The organism is Corynebacterium sp. 21KM1197, from assembly GCF_033783015.1.
Taxonomy (GTDB): Bacteria; Actinomycetota; Actinomycetes; order Mycobacteriales; family Mycobacteriaceae; genus Corynebacterium.
This window is the reverse complement of record NZ_CP123907.1, coordinates 352,888-369,193: the sequence shown is the minus strand read 5'-3', so window position 1 is coordinate 369,193 and position 16,306 is coordinate 352,888. Positions and strand designations below refer to the sequence as shown.

Genomic DNA, 16,306 nt, shown 5'->3' with positions numbered 1-16,306 from the left:
AGGAGCAAATATGACTCAACCAATTATCTCCAAATCCGACGCCGCCGCACTCATCACCGCCCAGCGCATTCGCACCGGCGCGACCTGGGCGGAACTCGCCGCGCTTATCGACGCCCCCGTGGTCTGGACCACCGCCGCCCTGCTCGGCCAACACCCCATGACCGCCGAGCAGGCCACCGCCCTCACCGAACGCCTGGGCTTTACCGGATCGGAGCGGGAGGCCGTGGTGGAATCCCTACAACTACAGCCCACCCGAGGTAGCGATCCCTCGGTGCAGCGCGACCCCACCATATATCGCCTGCACGAGGCACTCTCGGTGTACGGCCCGGCGCTGAAGGAACTGATCCACGAGGAGTTTGGCGATGGCATCATGAGCGCCATCAACTTCAAGGTGGACCTGCGCCGCCGCCCCGATCCTGACGGCGACCGCGTGGTCATCACCCTCGACGGCAAGTTCCTCGACTACCGCTGGTAATTGCCTCTGCCTACGACAAAGGGCCCCGGCGATATGCCGGGGCCCTTCACGCTAAGGGGCTAACTTTAGGCCTCCTTGGCCTGCATCTTGCCCTCGCCGTCCTTGAACGGGAAGCCCAGCAGGCGCAGGAGGGAGCGACCCTCCTCGTTGTTCGTGGCGGTGGTCACCACGGTGATGTCCATGCCGCGCGGACGATCAACCTTGTCCACGTCGATCTCGTAGAACATCGTCTGCTCGGTCAGGCCGAAGGTGTAGTTACCGTGGCCGTCAAACTGCTGGTCGGAGAGGCCACGGAAGTCGCGGATACGCGGCAGGGCCACGGTCAGCAGACGATCCAGGAACTCCCACATGCGGTCGCCGCGCAGGGTCACCTTCGCGCCGATGGGCATGCCCTCGCGCAACTTGAAGTTAGCGATGGACTTGCGGGCGCGGCGGATCTGCGGCTTCTGGCCCGTGATCAGGGTCAGGTCCTCGATGGCGCCGTTGATGAGCTTGGAGTCGCGGGCGGCGTCGCCCACACCCATGTTCACCACGATCTTGGTCAGACCGGGGATCTGCATGACGTTCTCGTACTCATACTTATCGTTGAGCTTGGTGCGGATCTCTTCGCGGTAGACGGTCTTGAGACGCGGGGTGTAGTTCTCGCTCATTAGATGTCCTTCCCGTTGCTACGCGCAATGCGGACCTTCTTGCCGTCCTCGTCGAAGCGGTAGCCGACGCGGGTGGGCTTGCCCTCGGAATCCAGCACCATCACGTTGGAAGCGTGAATGGGGGCCTCCTGGGTCACGATGCCGCCGGACTCGGCGCCACGCTCGGGAGCGGAGTTAGCCACATGCTTCTTGATGCGGTTCACGCCCTCCACGAGCACCTTCTCGGTCTTGGGGAAGGCCTGAATGACCTTGCCCTGGGCACCCTTATCGGGGCCGGAGATCACCTGGACCATATCGCCCTTGCGGATCTTCACTTAGATCACCTCCGGTGCCAGCGACACAATCTTCATGAACTTCTTTTCGCGCAGCTCGCGGGCCACCGGCCCGAAGATGCGGGTGCCGCGGGGCTCACCATCGTTCTTGATGAGCACGGCGGCGTTCTCGTCGAACGCAATGTAGGAGCCGTCCGGGCGACGGGTCTCCTTCTTGGTACGCACGATCACGGCCTTCACCACTTCACCGGCCTTGACGTTGCCGCCGGGGGTGGCTTCCTTGACGGTGGCCACGATGGTGTCACCGATACCGGCAAAGCGTCGGGTGGAACCGCCGAGAACGCGGATGCACAGGATCTCTCGTGCACCGGTGTTATCGGCGACCTTCAGACGCGATTCCTGCTGAATCACTGCTGGTCTCCTTGACCTGGTTTGAGTGTGCGCCAGATTTCCGCCCTGAACGCACGCGGTCTATGTACAAATTGCGTTTCCTGCGCTGGCAATACCGCCATCCGGGCTCGGAACGCACCCGTCACGCAGACAGCCGCCCTATTAAACCACCATCGCTTGCCCGCACGCAAAACTCCCCCGGAGCGGTTCGATCCGCATTCCGGGGGAGCCACTTGCTGGCGTATTAGGAGGCCGGGGCGGCCTCCGCAGCGGGCTTCATGTCCACGGTCAGCAGGTCCTCCCCCGCCGCCACCGCGCCCGGCAGCGCCAGGCTCGCGGCGGGAAGCACGGGTCCGGTCTTTTTAGAGTTGGCCACCACCACGGGCGTGGTCACCTCATAGCCGGCGGCCTTGATCGCGGCGATGTCGAACTCGCAGAGCACGTCGCCCGCCTGCACCTGATCGCCCTTGCCCGCCTTGGGGCTAAAGTGCTGCCCCTTGAGGTTCACGGTGTCAAAGCCGATGTGCATGAGGATGTCCACGTTGGAGCCGTCCTGGGCTTTGGTGCGCACCGCAAAGGCGTGCCCGCTGGGGAAGGCCACGGTGACGGTGCCCGTCACCGGGGAGCGCAGCACGCCCTCCTCCGGCACCACCGCCACGCCCGCGCCGAGTTTCCCGGCCGCGAACATCGGATCGGAGACTTCCGCCAGCGCCAGGGCCTGGCCGGTGAGCGGGGAGGTCACGGGGGTGGCGTCGGCGGCCGCCTCGCTGGGCTGCTGCGCCGAAGCCGAGTCCGCGGCTCCCGCAGATACAGCAGCACCCGCCGGAGCAGCACCCACCGAATCCGGGTCAATGCTGCCGTTCTTGGACACCAGGTATCGCCCGTAGGCCCAGGTGGCGCCGAAGGTCGCCGCAAAGGTCACCACGGCCAGAATCATGAAGGTGCCCCAGTCTCCGGCGCGCATGGAAACCACGCCCAGGAAGCCCGCCGCGCCCAGGGCGGTGGCCTTGATCTTGAACAGCGCCACCAGCGCGCCACCCAGGGCCGCGCCGCCCATCGCTACAAAGAACGGCCAGCGCAGGCGCAGGTTCACGCCGAAGATGGCGGGCTCGGTGATGCCGAATATCGCCGAGAATCCCGAGGCACCGGCCAAGCCCTTGAGCTTGTCCGACTTCGCCAGCGTCCACACCGCCAGGGTGGCCGCGCCCTGGGCGATATTGGCCATGGAGGCCACGGGGAATACAAAGGAGCCGCCGTCCGATGCCCAGAGCTGGATCTCGATGGGTGGGAAGGACTGGTGCAGGCCGGTAATCACGATCGGGGAATAGAACAGACCAAACAGCAGGCCGCCCAGGGGGCCCGCCACGTGGTAGAGCCAGGCCAGGCCCTCACCTAGGGCATCGCCGGCGGTGCGCAGCACCGGGCCCACCGCGATGAACGTAATAAAGCCGGTGATCAGCAGGGTGATCACCGGGGTAAGCAGGAAGTCCACGGTGCCCTTGAGGCGCTTGTGCAGGAACTTTTCCGTGGTGGCCAGCAGCCAGGCAACCACCAGCACCGGCAGCACCGTGCCCTGGTATCCGGCCTGGGCCACGTTGAGGCCGAAGATGTCCCAGTAGGGCATGTTCCCGCTGGCCATCGTTTCCGCCACGGAGTAGCCATTGACCAGGGAGGGCATGACCATCGCCATGCCCATGCCCGCGCCAAGGAATTCGTTGCCGCCAAAGCGCTTGGTGGCCGTGTAGCCCACCAACACCGGCAGGAAGGCAAAGGGAGCGGAGGCCAGGAGGTTGATGAGTTCGGAGAGGTCCGCGATCTGCGGATACATGGCGATCAACGAGCGATCCCCAAACACGCCCTCGGCGGTGAGGACGTTATTGAGCGCCATGAGCAGGCCGCCGCCCACCAGAATGGGGATCAGCGGCACGAAAATATCGGAGAGCATCTTCACGGCGCGGGTCAGGGGGTTGCCGCCCTTGGCCGCCACCTCTTTGAGTTCCTCGGTGCTCACCGCGATGCTCTTGGAGGTTTGCGCGTCCATCTCCGCAAACACCCGGTCTACGTCGCCGGGCCCCACGATGACCTGGAACATTCCCCCGGCCTCAAAGGTGCCCTTGAGGTCGGGATCATCGTCCAGGCGGGCCCGATCCACTCGGGAGTCATCCTTGAGCACCATGCGCAGGCGCGTGGCGCAGTGCGCGGCGGCAACGAGGTTATCCTCCCCGCCCACGGCTTCCAGCACGCGGCTGGCTACCTTTTTATGTTCCACGGTGGCGTTTCCGCTTTCTTGTGTCGTTTTTTACAAATCGGAATTAAGAGTCAATCTTAAGGTCTATGGGCGCTGCCAGCCCACGCCCGGCGCGCTAAACGCCTGCAAGCTGGCGGTCACGCCGGTGGCACCGGCGAATACCTCCACGGCCGCGCCATCGACGATCATCTCTAGCGGCCCCGGTTCCACCCGGAACGTGCGGGTATCCCAGGCGTTGCCGTCGCCCCGATCCAGGGCGAGGTGCCCACCCCGGCGCGCCACGGAGAGCACCCGCGCGGCGGCGTCGTAGGTCAGGCGCACCTGCGTGGTGCCGGTGGCGTCGATAAGCTTTTTCTCAAGGTCGCGCTCCCCCAGGGTGGCGGTGATGCGGAAGGCATCGGGGGCGTCGAGACGCTCCGGCAGCAGGGGTTCCTGGTGCAACCATCCGTCTACGAGGGTGAGCCGACGCAGACAGGTGAGCATGTGTACCCAGCCCTCGGCCAGGGAGGGTTTATCGTCCTGCGCGGGTTGCCCCATCCAGGCGAGCATGAGGGCGGAGGCGGGGGTTTCCGGGATCAGGTGTGGGGCGTAGAACTCGTGCCCGTAGTCCAGCTCGCTAAAGCCCCTGGTCACGTGGAAAGTGGTGCCCTCTAGGCGGCCCACCAGGTAACCGCACTGATCGGTGCTGGCGTAGTGCGTGACCATCACGTCCGGGTTCTCCGGGAGCACCTCCTCCACCTCGTCGAGCCCCTGGGGGCAGATCACCAGCACGTCCATCTCCTCGCCGGTGTGCTGATCGGTGAGCCGAATCAGGTTGGGGCATTCCCACATGTATCCGCCGGGCACGATGTCCGGCGCCTCGCCCGGCGCGGCCTCGGAGGTATCAAAGGTCATCGGCCCGGCGTATTCCCAGTCCTTGAGGTTCCCGGAGCGGTAGAGCGTCACCGCGCCCTCGCCGCTATCCACGCCCCCCTCGCCCTCACCGCGCTGCGCGCCGAGCACCATGCGCCAGGCACCGGGGCGCTCCGGGTCCAAGGTCACGTGCGGGTCCCGGTAATGCGGGGTAAAACCCTCCGGGCGGGTGGCGATCATCGGGTTATCCTCCGCGCGGCGATACACCCCGCCGAGCGGCCCGTCCGGATCCTCCAGCAGCGTGAGGTTTTGGGTGGCCACCCGGCCCTCATCGGTTTTGAGGTTGCCCGTATAAAAAAGCGCCACCCTCGCCTGAGCTGCATGTCGCGCGGCGTCATGCTTCTCGACGTCGCTCCGCTCCGTACAGTGCTCCTCCCTGCCGCGTTCCTCCACGCCGTGTTCCGCGAGAAGGTGCCTCGGGAGCGGCACCGCGCAGCCGGAGTAGCAACCGTGGGCGTCATAGGCGTGCCCCGGCTCCATCGCGGCGGGCAGGTGTCGAGGTATCAAGGCCCCCTCCCCCGCGAGCGGGATCACCGCGTGCGCCCAGCCGGTGCGCTTAGGGGCGAAGGGGAAAACGGGATCGTGCTGGTAATGCACGTGGAGGTTATTCCCGCTGAGGAACATGCCATTGGGATCGTTCAGGCGCCCCTGCGGCGGAGAAACGTGATAGGCGGGACGGTAATGGTTTTTCGCCATGCCCACCAGGATAGCCGCCACGACCTCCCAGGTGTGCCCCTCGCCACCGAAAAATCTGCCCGCTTCCCCTACTTTTATGCCCGCTCGGGCCTAAAACTCCGCGCGGAACACCCCGTTCCCGTGAGGTTCCCCGTCCGCTCGGGCACCCACCGCGCCCGTGGTCTTGCTACCGTGGCACATAACTTTCTTCCATTTCCTCTTCCCACCGCATACCGCGCCCAAGGAGAAACCATGATCAGCGTCTACGGCGAGGGCCTCATCGACCTCGTGCCCACCGCCTCCGCTCCCCTCGCCTCGCTTCAACCCGCGCTCGGCGGCGGGCCCTATAACGTGGCCGTCGCCGCCGCCCGGCAGGGCGCGGACGTCGCCTTCCACTCTCGCCTGTCCACGGATACCTTCGGTCAGGCCCTCGTGGATAACCTGCGCGCGGAGGGCGTATCCACCGATCTCGTGCAGCGCGGCGCGGAACCCACCACCCTCGCGGTGACCAGCATCAATGAAAGCCACTCCGCGCATTACACCTTTTACGTGGACGGCACCGCGGACCGCCTGGCCACCCCCACCGCCGCCACGGCCCCGATCGCCTGCTTTGGCACCTGCTCGCTGGCCCTGGAGCCCGCCGCCAGCCGCTACGCCGAGGTTCTGCGCACCCTCGCCGCTCGGGGCACCCTCATCGCGCTCGATCCCAATATCCGCGATTTCTACGCCACCGAGCAGCACCGCGATTTCCTGCGCGCCCTCCTCCCGGACGTCACTCTGCTCAAACTCTCCGAGGAGGAGGTGGAGTTCCTCGGCGGTGCCGAGCGGATCGATGTCCCCGTCATGGTCATCACCCGGGGTGGTGAGGGGTTGAGCGTGCGCACCCCCACGGCCCAGGTAGACGTTCCCGCCGTGCCGGTGACCGTGGTGGACACCATCGGCGCGGGGGACACCATCCTGGCCTCCCTGGTGACCTACGCCGAGCGCCACGGCTGGGGGCCGGGTGACCTCGCGGGTTTGACCGAGGAGCAGTGGCGGGAGGTGCTGCGCTTTGCCGCCACCGCCGCCGCCATCACCTGCTCCCGGGTGGGCGCACAGCCACCCACCCGGGAGGAAGTACTCGCCGCGCTGGACTAGCGCTGGCGCTGCTGCTTCTTTGATACCTTCCCCACCCCGGTGTAGGGGAACTCCGCCACGATCTCCACCACATCGGGTACCGCAAAGCTCGATAGGCCCGATTCCCGCGCGAACTTCCGCAGCCCCAGGGAGGATAGCTCCCGCCCCTCCTGCGGGATCACGTAGGCCAGGATCTTCTCCCCCAGCACCTCGTCCTCGATCCCCACCACGGAGACGTCGTGTACATCGGGGTGGCCGAGCAACGCGTTCTCCACGGCCTCCGGGGCCACCTTCTCTCCCCCGCGATTGATCTGGTCCTTGGCCCGGCCCACCACGGTGATATTGCCCTGGGCGTCCCTGGTGGCGATGTCCCCGGTGCGGTAGAACCCCTCGGGGGTAAAGGAGCGGGCATTGGCCTCGGGATTGCGGTGATAGCGGCGGATTGTGTAGGGGCCGCGCGTGATCAGTTCACCGGGCTCTCCTGCGGGTACGTCTCTTCCCTCGGCGTCGATAAGCCGCACCTCGTCCCACGGGGAAGCCGGGCGCCCCTGCGTGGTCACCACGATCTCCTCCGCATCGTCCAGGCGCGTGTAATTCACCAGCCCCTCCGCCATGCCAAAGACCTGCTGCAACTGGCAGCCCAGTTCCGGCTTCACGCGGCGCGCGGCGGCGGCCGAGAGTTTCGCCCCGCCCACCCACAGCGTGCGCAGCGAGGAGAGATCGTGCCGGGGACGCTCCGAGGAGTTGAGGTAGCTCAGGAGCATGGGCGGAACCAGCGCGCCGTGGGTGACGCGGTGCTTCTCGATGAGCGGAAGCACGGTGGTGGGGCTGGGGTCTGCGGCAAAGACGATGTGCGCCCCCACCATCATCGCGCCGAGGATACCCGGCGAGGACATGGAGAAATTGTGCGCTGCGGGCAGCACGGTGAGCAGGGTATCGCCCTCACCCAGGTCGCACACGTCCAGGGAGGCGCGCACCGAATAGAGGTAATCATCGTGCGTCTTGGGGATCATCTTCGGCGTCCCCGTGGTGCCTCCCGAAAGCTGCAAAAAGGCCAGTTCATCGGGGCTCACGTCCACCGGCTCCGGGATCGGGTGCGTGCCCCAGGGCGAATCCGCGCTGCGGGTATCCACCGCTATCCGCGTCACCTCGGGGTGCCCTTGTTCCAGGTCACGGATCACCCGGGCGTGGTGCCGATCCCCCTTCGCCGGGCCCACGTAGTGCCGGGCGGGGGCGGTATCGGCAAAGTACGCGATCTCCGTGGAACCGTGCGCGGGCAGGGTCATCACCGGAATGGCCCCCAGCCGCCAGATTCCCAGGAGGGTTTCCAGGAAGGCCACGGAGTTGGGCATCTGCACGATCACCCCGTCGCCGCGCCGCACCCCCAGGGCCGCCAGGTGCGCCGAGGCCTGCGCCGCCGTTTCCGCCAACTCCACCCAGGTCAGCGAGCGATAGCGATCCGTGACCGCGCGGCTATCGCCGTAACGCCGCACCGTGCGGGTGAACATGCGCCAATGATGATCCCCCGTCCACAGCCCCGCCGCGCGGTACTCGCGCGCCACGTCCTCGGGCACGCCGGTGGCCACCATGCCGGGAGTCGAGGCCGCCCGCACCGCGTTGATTTCCCGTTCTTCCCTCACCGTACCCTCCTCATCGTTACGCTAGGCTAACTTTAGCGTCCTGCTTATCGACGAAAAAACGGCCCCGCCCAAAGGCGGGACCGTTTCCGAGGCGGCTCGCTTTAAGCGGCCTTATTAATCACAACCTCCACGTGGCGCTCGCGCGGGGCGGAACCGTAGTTCTGCCGCCCCACCGGCTCCCACGTCATCGAGGAACCGCAGCGCACGCGCTGGCTGGTGTAATCGTCCATGATGAAGCCCCAGGCGATGGTGCCCTTCTCGCCCGGATTGAGATCGTAGGGGCCGAGGTTCTGGCCCATCGACCAAAACATCTCTCGGTTGTACTCCCAGTCATACTTCTTCTTGATCTCATTGGTGAGCTTGACCGTCACGGACATGGACCAGGTCCACTTTTTCTTCTTGGTTTCCTTGATGGTCTGCTTCAGCGGCACCACGCTATCCGTGTCGTTGAAGGAGGACTGCTGCCCCTCCACATCGAAGTGTGAATCCTTCAACTCCACGTACTCGCGCACCTCACCGCGCTGAGTGCACTGGGTACCCGGCTGCGGGCCGCGCTCCTTGGCCTGCAACTTGGGCACCGGGGCCCAGTAATCTGGGGTGCGACCGATGGAGAAGTCCTCCGCGGCCAGAGCCGGGGTGGCCACCACACCGGCGAGCACCGCCAGGGAGGCGGTGGCCGAGGCCACCGCAGCGGCGATCCTGTTCTTTGCCACGCTCATCACGCCTTACCGTTGATCGTCTGCGAGCCCGGGCCGCTATCGCCGCCCTTGCCCCAGGAGTCATTCACCGGCATGTAGTTCTGGGTGTAATCGCCCTCCGCGGTGGTGCGGTGCCACACCACGAATCGGGTGCTGGGGCCCTTGCCGTGGTACTTGCCAAAGTACGGCTCCATCCGCCAGGTGCTGGTTCGCTTGTCACAGGTGCGCACCCGGCCGATGAACTCCTTCATGTGCACGCCGTAATCCGCGCGCACCGTCTCGCCCGGCTTGACCTTGATGGGGCCGAGCTTATCGCCCACGGACCACTCGGAGGTCTCCACCACGCCGTAGCGGGTCTTGAGCCCCTTGAGGAACACATCCCAGGTGTTACCGCTGCTCATGGCCTTGACGGACTCGTTCACGCCCTCGGTGACCTCCAGGGAGTACGTGATCTCCCGGTCCGTGGTGTTGGTGAACGAGGTGGTGCCGTTATAGCGATCCCACTCGTCCACAATCCACTGCTCCCAGGGGTGGCGCTTGCCATCCGTCAGCGGGTTGCAGCGCTCCCCCTCCACAAAGGTGGAGCGGTGCTCATCCTGATCCGGGGTGAGCTTCTGCGCCTGCGCCGCCGTGGCGGTGCCCGCGCCAAAGGCGCTCAGCCCCACGGTGAGGCCGCACGCCACGGCGATCAGCTTCTTCCTCATCGGCTCGTCCTTCCTACCCTCGTGTGACTTCCGTGCGGGCTATTAGGCCTCGTTGGAGCGCATGGAGACCTTCACGTGGCGCTCCTTGGGGATGGTGCCGTGGAAGGGACGGCCGGTGTCCACCCAGGTGCCGCCGGAGCAGCGGATGTGGGTGCCCTCAAAGCGCTGGTTGAGGAAGCCGTACTCCAGCACGCCGGTGTAGCCGGGCTTGACGGGGTACGGGCCGAGGGTCTGGCCGACCTCCCAGGTCTGAGTGGACTGGTAACCCGCGCTGAAGGTCACGTGGAAGAGCTTGAGCAGGTCGAAGTCAATGGAGCCGCCCACGTTCCAGGACTTGGTCTTGCCCTCGCGCAGGGTCTGCGTCAGGGGCAGGTCCTCATCGTTGTAGTTGGCGACGGTCGCGGTGCCCTCCACCTCGAACGTGCTGGACAGGATCTTCAGGGACTGACCGCGCTGGCCCTCGATGGAGCAGGACTGACCCACGGTGCCCGGAACCACCGGCTGCGCGGCGGAGGCGGCGGGAGCGGCAACAAGAGCACCGAGCGAAACGGCTGCGGCGACCACGGTAGAAACGATCTTAGAGCGCATGGCTGGCCTTTCTTCTTTCCTCAAGTGATGGTTTGATGACCTACGTCCGGCAGGCACACCACCCAAGAAGCCGCTCGATGTATCGCGTGCCATTGGCACCGAATACCCGCTCTGCCATACACCTTGGGATCGCCTGCGAGAAACTTACGAGGGCAGTATAAAACCCTTAATCATGCTTGTCCACCCCCTGAAAGTTTGCAGGGGTAGCACTATTCACTCCGGCATCCAATAGGTACATCAACGCCCCTTACGGAAACGTGGATCACACTGCGGTTTTACAGAAAGGTAACCCACCGTTCACCCTTTGGCCACCCCATAAAGATACTTTTGGACACACCCCCGCATCCCCATCTCGCCCCGCCCCACCGCCCCAAGCCCTGCTCAAACAAAGCAAACCCCCTCCATTCCTGGAGGGGGTTCAACTCTGGATAACCGAGGGCTTACTTGGCCTTCTCGATGATCTCCACGAGACGGAAGTGCTTGTCCTTGGACAGCGGTCGCGTCTCAGCGATACGCACGAGGTCGCCCACGCCGGCGGTCTCGTTCTCATCGTGCACCTTCACCTTGGAGTTGGTGCGCATGGTCTTGCCATAGAGGGCGTGACGCTTGCGGTCCTCAAGCTCCACCACGATGGTCTTCTGCATCTTGTCAGAAACCACGTAGCCGGTGCGAACCTTCTGCGCGCCCTTTTCCTTCTTAGTCACGTTTGCCTCACTCATAATTAAGCCTCAGCTCCCGGGACGACGGACAGACCAAGCTCACGCTCGCGGATGACGGTGTAAATGCGGGCAATGTCGCGCTTGACCGTCCGCAGCCGGCGGTTGTTGGTCAGCTGGCCGGTGGCCATCTGGAAGCGCAGGTTGAACAGCTCTTCCTTGGCCTCTGCCAGGCGGGTCTCAAGCTCCTCCACGGACAGATCGCGGAACTCGTGTGCGGGGGTACCGTTAGCCATTAGAACTGGTCCTCCTTAGAAATGATGCGGACCTTGCAGGGCAGCTTCTGGCCGGCACGACGCAGGGCCTCCACAGCCGTAGCCTTGTCCGGGTAGCTCATCTCGAAGAGAACGCGGCCCGGCTTCACGTTAGCCACCCACTTCTCCACGGGACCCTTACCGGAACCCATACGCACGCCGAGCGGCTTCTGGGTCAGCGGACGATCCGGGAAGATGTTGATCCAGACCTTGCCGCCACGCTTGACGTGGCGGTTGATGGCGATACGCGCTGCCTCGATCTGGCGGTTGGTGATGTACGCCGGCTCCAGGGCCTGAATAGCGTAGTCACCAAAGTTGATGCGGTTACCGCCCTTGGACACGCCACGACGGGTCGGGCGGTGCTGGCGGCGGTACTTCACGCGCTTAGGAATAAGCATTGCGTTTAGCCCTCCTGCTTCTTCTCAGCGCGGTTCCGGCGCTGGCCACCGCGGCGCGGACGGCCGGCGCGGTCACCACGGCCGCGACGCTCGGACGGTGCGTTCAGCTCGCTCTCGCGGCGGCCACCGACCACGTCGCCCTTGTAAATCCAGACCTTCACGCCAATGCGGCCGAAGGTAGTGTGGGCCTCGTGAACGCCGTACTCGATCTCGGCGCGCAGGGTGTGCAGCGGCACGCGCCCCTCGTGGTAGCGCTCGGTGCGGGACATCTCGGCGCCGCCAAGACGACCGGAGCACTGCACCTTGATGCCCTTGACCTGCGGCTGACGCATGGCGGACTGGATCGCCTTGCGCATCGCGCGGCGGAAGGCCACGCGGTTAGCAAGCTGATCCGCCACGTTCTGGGCCACCAGCTGAGCGTTCGCGTCCACGTTCTTGACCTCAAGGATGTTGAGGGCAACCTGCTTGCCGGTGAGCTTCTCCAGCGAGCGGCGGATGAGATCGGCCTCGGAGCCACGGCGACCAATCACGATGCCGGGGCGGGCGGTGTGGATGTCCACGCGGACGCGGTCGCGGGTGCGCTCGATCACGACGTCGGCAATGCCGGCGCGCTCAATTCCCTTGGACAGGAACTCGCGGATCTTGATGTCCTCGGCGACGTAGTCCTTGTACTGCTTGTCGGCGTACCAGTGGGACTTCCAATCGGAAGTGATTCCCAGCCGGAGGCCGTGGGGGTGAATCTTCTGGCCCACTACTTGGCCCCTTCCTTCTGGCTCTCGACAACCACGGTGATGTGGCTGGTGCGCTTGCGGATCTGGTAGGCGCGACCCTGGGCGCGCGGCTGGAAGCGGCGCATGGTGGGGCCCTCGTTGGCATAAGCCTCGGAGACCACGAGGGTGCGCGGGTCCAGACCAAAGTTGTTCTCAGCGTTCGCTGCGGCCGAGGCAACAACCTTGGCCACCGGCTTAGCGGCGCCCTGCGGGGCGTACTTGAGAATGGCCAGGGCCTCGGACACGGACTTGCCGCGAACCAGGTCGATCACGCGGCGAGCCTTCATCGGGGTGACGCGAACGTAGCGCGCGGTGGCGCGTGCGGAGGTGATGGTCTCACTCATCGCTTATCGACGTCCCTTCTTATCGTCCTTAACGTGACCCTTGAAGGTCTTGGTGGGCGCGAACTCGCCCAGCTTGTGTCCAACCATGGAATCGTCGATGAACACCGGCACGTGCTTACGTCCGTCATGGACGGCAAAGGTGTGGCCGATGAAGTCCGGCAAGATGGTGGAACGGCGAGACCAGGTCTTGATGACCTGCTTGGTACCCTTCTCGTTCTGAGCATCCACCTTGTTGAGGAGGTGCTCATCGACGAACGGGCCCTTTTTCAGGCTGCGTGGCATTGTGACTTACCTCCTCTTAGCGCTTCTTGTTGGACCGGCGGCGACGCACGATCATGTTGTTGGAGTAACGGTTCGGGTTGCGGGTGCGGCCTTCCTTCTGGCCCCACGGCGACACCGGGTGACGACCACCCGAGGTCTTACCCTCACCACCACCGTGCGGGTGATCAACCGGGTTCATCACCACACCACGGACGGTCGGGCGCACGCCCTTCCAGCGCATACGGCCGGCCTTACCCCAGCGGATGTTGATCTGCTCGGCATTGCCCACCTCGCCCACGGTGGCGCGGCAGCGGATGTCCACGCGGCGGATCTCGGAGGAGGGCATACGCAGCACGGCGTACTTGCCTTCCTTACCGAGGAGCTGGATGGACGCGCCTGCGGAGCGGGCGAGCTTAGCACCAGCGCCGGGCTTAAGCTCCACGGCGTGAATGGTGGTACCCGTGGGGATATTACGCAGCGGCAGGTTGTTGCCCACCTTGATGTCCGCGTTAGCCCCGGACTCCACCATCATGCCCTGCTTGAGGCCCTTGGGCGCCACGATGTAGCGCTTCTCGCCATCGATGTAGTGCAGCAGAGCGATGTTGGCGGTGCGGTTGGGGTCATACTCGATGTGAGCAACCTTGGCCGCAATGCCGTCCTTGTCGTTACGGCGGAAGTCAATCACGCGGTAACGGCGCTTGTGTCCGCCACCCTTGTGGCGGGTGGTGATGTGGCCGTGTACGTTACGGCCGCCGGTCTTGTGCAGCGGGCGCAGCAGGCTCTTTTCCGGCTTCGAGCGAGTGATCTCCTCGAAGGTGGAAACGGAGCTGAAGCGGCGACCCGGAGTTGTCGGCTTGTACTTACGAATAGCCATAATGTGTCCTTACTTCTCGGCACCCTTAGGCGGCCGAACCGCCAAAGATGTCGATGGAGTCGCTGCCCTCGCGGAGGGTCACGTAGGCGCGCTTGGTGGCCTTGCGGCGACCGAAGCCCGTGCGGCTGCGCTTGCGCTTGCCCTCACGGTTCACGGTGTTCACCGAAGCAACCTTGACGCCGAAGATTTCCTCCACGGCTTGCTTGATGTGGGTCTTGTTGGCGTCCGTGGCCACAAAGAACGTGTAGGTGTTCTGTTCCATGAGGCCGTAGGACTTCTCGGAAACGACCGGCGCGAGGATGATGTCGCGCGGGTTCGCAATCTTAGCCATTAGTTCTCCTCCTTCTCCGCAGCAGCGTCGCTGGAGCGGTTGATGAAGCTGTGCAGAGCCTCCACGGAGAACACAACGTCATCGGAGTTGAGCACGTCGTAGGTGTTCAACTGATCCGGGGTGAGAATGTGAACGTTCGGCAGGTTATTAGCGCTGCGGCGTCCGTTCAGATCCTCGCGGCCGATCACGAGCAGCACGTTCTTGCGCTCGGTCAGGCGCTCGATGAAGGCGCGGGCGGCCTTGGTCGAGGGCTGCTGGCCGGGCACGAGCTCCTCGATGACGTGGATACGCTCGTTCGAGGCGCGGTTGGTGAGGGCACCGCACAGGGCGGCAGCCTTCATCTTCTTGGGCGTGCGCTGCGAGTAATCGCGCGGCTGCGGGCCGTGAACAATGCCACCGCCGGTGAAGTGCGGGGCGCGGATCGAACCCTGACGTGCACGGCCGGTGCCCTTCTGACGGAACGGCTTCTTGCCGCCGCCGGAAACCATGCCGCGGGTCTTGGTGGCGTGGGTACCCTGGCGCTTGGCAGCAAGCTGTGCGTTCACAACCTGGTGCATCAGAGCCACGGAAGCCTCGCGGTCAAAGATCTCCGCGGGGAGTTCCACCTGGCCGTTGGTCTTGCCGTCCGCGGTGTGGACGTCCAACTTCAGAGTGCTCATGCGTGTGCACCGCCCTTCACTGCGGTCTTAACGGTGACGATGCCGCCACGGTTGCCCGGGATTGCGCCCTTGATGAGCAGCAGGTTGGCATCGGCGTCCACCTTCTGAATCTTCAGGTTCTGGGTGGTCACACGATCAGAACCCATGCGGCCGGCCATGCGCTTGCCCTTGAACACGCGGCCGGGGGTAGCGGCACCGCCGATACCACCGACGCGGCGGTGGGCGGCCTGGTTACCGTGCGCGGCACCCTGGCCGGCAAAGCCGTGGCGCTTCATGCCGCCGGCAAAGCCCTTGCCCTTGGTAATGCCGGTGACGTCCACAAACTCGACGTCGTTGAAGATCTCCACGGTGACGTCCTGGCCCACCTCGTAACCGGAGACGTCGTCCATGCGAATCTCGGTCACGTGGCGGCGCGGGGTCACACCGGCCTTCTTGTAGTGTCCTGCCTGCGGCTTCTTAACCTTGCGGGGGTCAATCTCGCCGTAGGCAATCTGGATGGCGTTGTAGCCATCGGTCTCGATGGTGCGGATCTGGGTGACCACGCACGGCCCGGCCTCCACGACCGTCACCGGGACAACCCGGTTCTGATCGTCAAAGACCTGGGTCATGCCGAGCTTGGTGCCCAGAATGCCCTTGATCTCGTTTTCACTCATTAGTTCTTCTCCGCCAAAGTTTGTCGTCGATCGTCGATCACTGGATGTTCACATCGACGCTGGCCGGAAGGTCGATGCGCATGAGGGCATCCACCGTCTTGGGCGTCGGGTCGAGAATGTCGATCAGGCGCTTGTGAGTGCGCATCTCGAAGTGCTCGCGAGAATCCTTGTACTTGTGGGGAGAACGAATAACGGCGTACACGTTCTTTTCGGTGGGCAGCGGCACGGGGCCGATAACGCGCGCCCCGGTACGGGTCACGGTCTCGACAATCTTGCGTGCCGACGCGTCGATCGCCTCATGGTCATAGGCCTTGAGCCGAATGCGGATCTTTTGTCCCGCCACGCTTATCCTCTTCCTCGCTCGTCCCACGTTCACCGGATCGCTCCGGTGTAGAGGTGGGAATTAGCTTCCTGATGTTCTCTATAACGTTGTCCCAGGGCCGGGGCCAGCAGGTTCAACGCCAGTTCTTCACTTGACCACCATGACATCACCGGCGCTGCGCGTTGCGGGGCTGCACAAGCAAACGCACCGCAGCGCACCAGTCCATGCCGAACCGATCAAGCCTCAAGGAACCCCCACGCTCGCGCGAGGAGAGTGACCTTGCGTACTGCCGCTGTTTATTTGCCATGCCCCTTCTCCGGTTTCCACTCTCGGGAATGCCGCGCCTCAGCGGGCCG

22 protein-coding genes are annotated in these 16,306 nt (G+C 64.7%); 2 read left to right on the top strand and 20 right to left on the bottom strand.

Features of this window, described 5'->3' with window-relative positions:
* Positions 1-10 precede the first annotated feature (10 nt).
* Positions 11-475 (top strand): cyanase, encoded by a 465-nt coding sequence (gene cynS, locus OLW90_RS01835; protein ID WP_319650734.1) that lies wholly within the window; start codon positions 11-13, stop codon positions 473-475.
* A gap of 65 nt (positions 476-540) precedes the next feature.
* Here the strand turns inward: cynS and rplE are convergent, their stop codons facing one another.
* The 5 genes from rplE to OLW90_RS01810 all read right to left on the bottom strand — a co-directional run bounded on the left by rplE (position 541) and on the right by OLW90_RS01810 (position 5,643).
* Entirely contained in the window at positions 541-1,125 is a 585-nt protein-coding gene (rplE, locus tag OLW90_RS01830) for a 50S ribosomal protein L5 (RefSeq protein WP_319650732.1), read from the bottom strand.
* Positions 1,125-1,439 carry a 50S ribosomal protein L24 gene (gene rplX / locus OLW90_RS01825; RefSeq protein ID WP_319650730.1) on the bottom strand — a complete coding sequence of 105 codons (315 nt, stop codon included), beginning with the start codon at positions 1,437-1,439 and terminating at the stop codon, positions 1,125-1,127. Before rplX ends, rplE begins: the two co-directional genes overlap by 1 nt.
* The gene (gene rplN / locus OLW90_RS01820; protein ID WP_018118351.1) at positions 1,440-1,808 is read right to left on the bottom strand and encodes a 50S ribosomal protein L14; all 369 of its coding nucleotides are present in this window, start codon (positions 1,806-1,808) and stop codon (positions 1,440-1,442) included.
* A 223-nt stretch (positions 1,809-2,031) separates the two neighbouring features.
* On the bottom strand, positions 2,032-4,056 hold the full coding sequence (locus tag OLW90_RS01815; protein WP_319650728.1) for a sucrose-specific PTS transporter subunit IIBC: 2,025 nt from the start codon (positions 4,054-4,056) through the stop codon (positions 2,032-2,034).
* Between the two features lie 63 nt (positions 4,057-4,119).
* Positions 4,120-5,643: a glycoside hydrolase family 32 protein gene (locus OLW90_RS01810; protein WP_319650726.1), complete on the bottom strand. Its 1,524-nt coding sequence runs from the start codon at positions 5,641-5,643 to the stop codon at positions 4,120-4,122.
* Between the two features lie 231 nt (positions 5,644-5,874).
* On the opposite strand from OLW90_RS01810, the gene OLW90_RS01805 reads away from it, so the two are divergent.
* Positions 5,875-6,759, top strand: a complete 885-nt coding sequence (locus tag OLW90_RS01805; RefSeq protein WP_319650724.1) for a carbohydrate kinase — start codon at positions 5,875-5,877, stop codon at positions 6,757-6,759.
* On the opposite strand, the gene OLW90_RS01800 is transcribed toward OLW90_RS01805, so the two are convergent.
* From OLW90_RS01800 to rpsJ, 15 genes are all read right to left on the bottom strand, one after another.
* Entirely contained in the window at positions 6,756-8,327 is a 1,572-nt protein-coding gene (locus OLW90_RS01800) for a (2,3-dihydroxybenzoyl)adenylate synthase (RefSeq protein ID WP_413464496.1), read from the bottom strand. The two genes, OLW90_RS01805 and OLW90_RS01800, sit on opposite strands and share 4 nt — an antisense overlap.
* A 152-nt stretch (positions 8,328-8,479) precedes the next feature.
* Complete coding sequence (locus OLW90_RS01795; protein WP_319650721.1) at positions 8,480-9,091, bottom strand: hypothetical protein; 612 nt, start codon at positions 9,089-9,091, stop codon at positions 8,480-8,482.
* Positions 9,092-9,096: 5 nt separating this feature from the next.
* Positions 9,097-9,780, bottom strand: coding sequence for a hypothetical protein (locus tag OLW90_RS01790; RefSeq protein ID WP_319650720.1), 684 nt, complete (start codon positions 9,778-9,780; stop codon positions 9,097-9,099).
* Positions 9,781-9,822: 42 nt separating this feature from the next.
* Positions 9,823-10,368 (bottom strand): hypothetical protein, encoded by a 546-nt coding sequence (locus tag OLW90_RS01785; protein WP_319650719.1) that lies wholly within the window; start codon positions 10,366-10,368, stop codon positions 9,823-9,825.
* A gap of 440 nt (positions 10,369-10,808) precedes the next feature.
* Positions 10,809-11,087 carry a 30S ribosomal protein S17 gene (gene rpsQ / locus OLW90_RS01780; protein WP_055122267.1) on the bottom strand — a complete coding sequence of 93 codons (279 nt, stop codon included), beginning with the start codon at positions 11,085-11,087 and terminating at the stop codon, positions 10,809-10,811.
* A 2-nt stretch (positions 11,088-11,089) separates the two neighbouring features.
* Positions 11,090-11,320 carry a 50S ribosomal protein L29 gene (gene rpmC, locus OLW90_RS01775; protein ID WP_319650718.1) on the bottom strand — a complete coding sequence of 77 codons (231 nt, stop codon included), beginning with the start codon at positions 11,318-11,320 and terminating at the stop codon, positions 11,090-11,092.
* On the bottom strand, positions 11,320-11,736 hold the full coding sequence (gene rplP / locus OLW90_RS01770) for a 50S ribosomal protein L16 (RefSeq protein WP_018118342.1): 417 nt from the start codon (positions 11,734-11,736) through the stop codon (positions 11,320-11,322). The genes rpmC and rplP overlap by 1 nt, the downstream gene beginning before the upstream one ends.
* Before the next feature lie 5 nt (positions 11,737-11,741).
* On the bottom strand, positions 11,742-12,488 hold the full coding sequence (rpsC, locus tag OLW90_RS01765) for a 30S ribosomal protein S3 (RefSeq protein ID WP_319650717.1): 747 nt from the start codon (positions 12,486-12,488) through the stop codon (positions 11,742-11,744).
* Positions 12,488-12,850 (bottom strand): 50S ribosomal protein L22, encoded by a 363-nt coding sequence (rplV, locus tag OLW90_RS01760; RefSeq protein ID WP_055122269.1) that lies wholly within the window; start codon positions 12,848-12,850, stop codon positions 12,488-12,490. The genes rpsC and rplV overlap by 1 nt, the downstream gene beginning before the upstream one ends.
* 3 nt (positions 12,851-12,853) lie before the next feature.
* The gene (rpsS, locus tag OLW90_RS01755) at positions 12,854-13,132 is read right to left on the bottom strand and encodes a 30S ribosomal protein S19 (protein WP_018118339.1); all 279 of its coding nucleotides are present in this window, start codon (positions 13,130-13,132) and stop codon (positions 12,854-12,856) included.
* A 16-nt stretch (positions 13,133-13,148) separates the two neighbouring features.
* On the bottom strand, positions 13,149-13,985 hold the full coding sequence (gene rplB / locus OLW90_RS01750) for a 50S ribosomal protein L2 (RefSeq protein ID WP_319650715.1): 837 nt from the start codon (positions 13,983-13,985) through the stop codon (positions 13,149-13,151).
* A gap of 25 nt (positions 13,986-14,010) precedes the next feature.
* Positions 14,011-14,316: a 50S ribosomal protein L23 gene (gene rplW, locus OLW90_RS01745; protein ID WP_018118337.1), complete on the bottom strand. Its 306-nt coding sequence runs from the start codon at positions 14,314-14,316 to the stop codon at positions 14,011-14,013.
* Positions 14,316-14,975 carry a 50S ribosomal protein L4 gene (gene rplD, locus OLW90_RS01740; protein ID WP_319650714.1) on the bottom strand — a complete coding sequence of 220 codons (660 nt, stop codon included), beginning with the start codon at positions 14,973-14,975 and terminating at the stop codon, positions 14,316-14,318. The genes rplW and rplD overlap by 1 nt, the downstream gene beginning before the upstream one ends.
* Entirely contained in the window at positions 14,972-15,628 is a 657-nt protein-coding gene (gene rplC / locus OLW90_RS01735; protein WP_055122272.1) for a 50S ribosomal protein L3, read from the bottom strand. Before rplC ends, rplD begins: the two co-directional genes overlap by 4 nt.
* A gap of 37 nt (positions 15,629-15,665) precedes the next feature.
* Positions 15,666-15,971 (bottom strand): 30S ribosomal protein S10, encoded by a 306-nt coding sequence (gene rpsJ / locus OLW90_RS01730; protein ID WP_018118334.1) that lies wholly within the window; start codon positions 15,969-15,971, stop codon positions 15,666-15,668.
* Positions 15,972-16,306 lie beyond the last annotated feature (335 nt).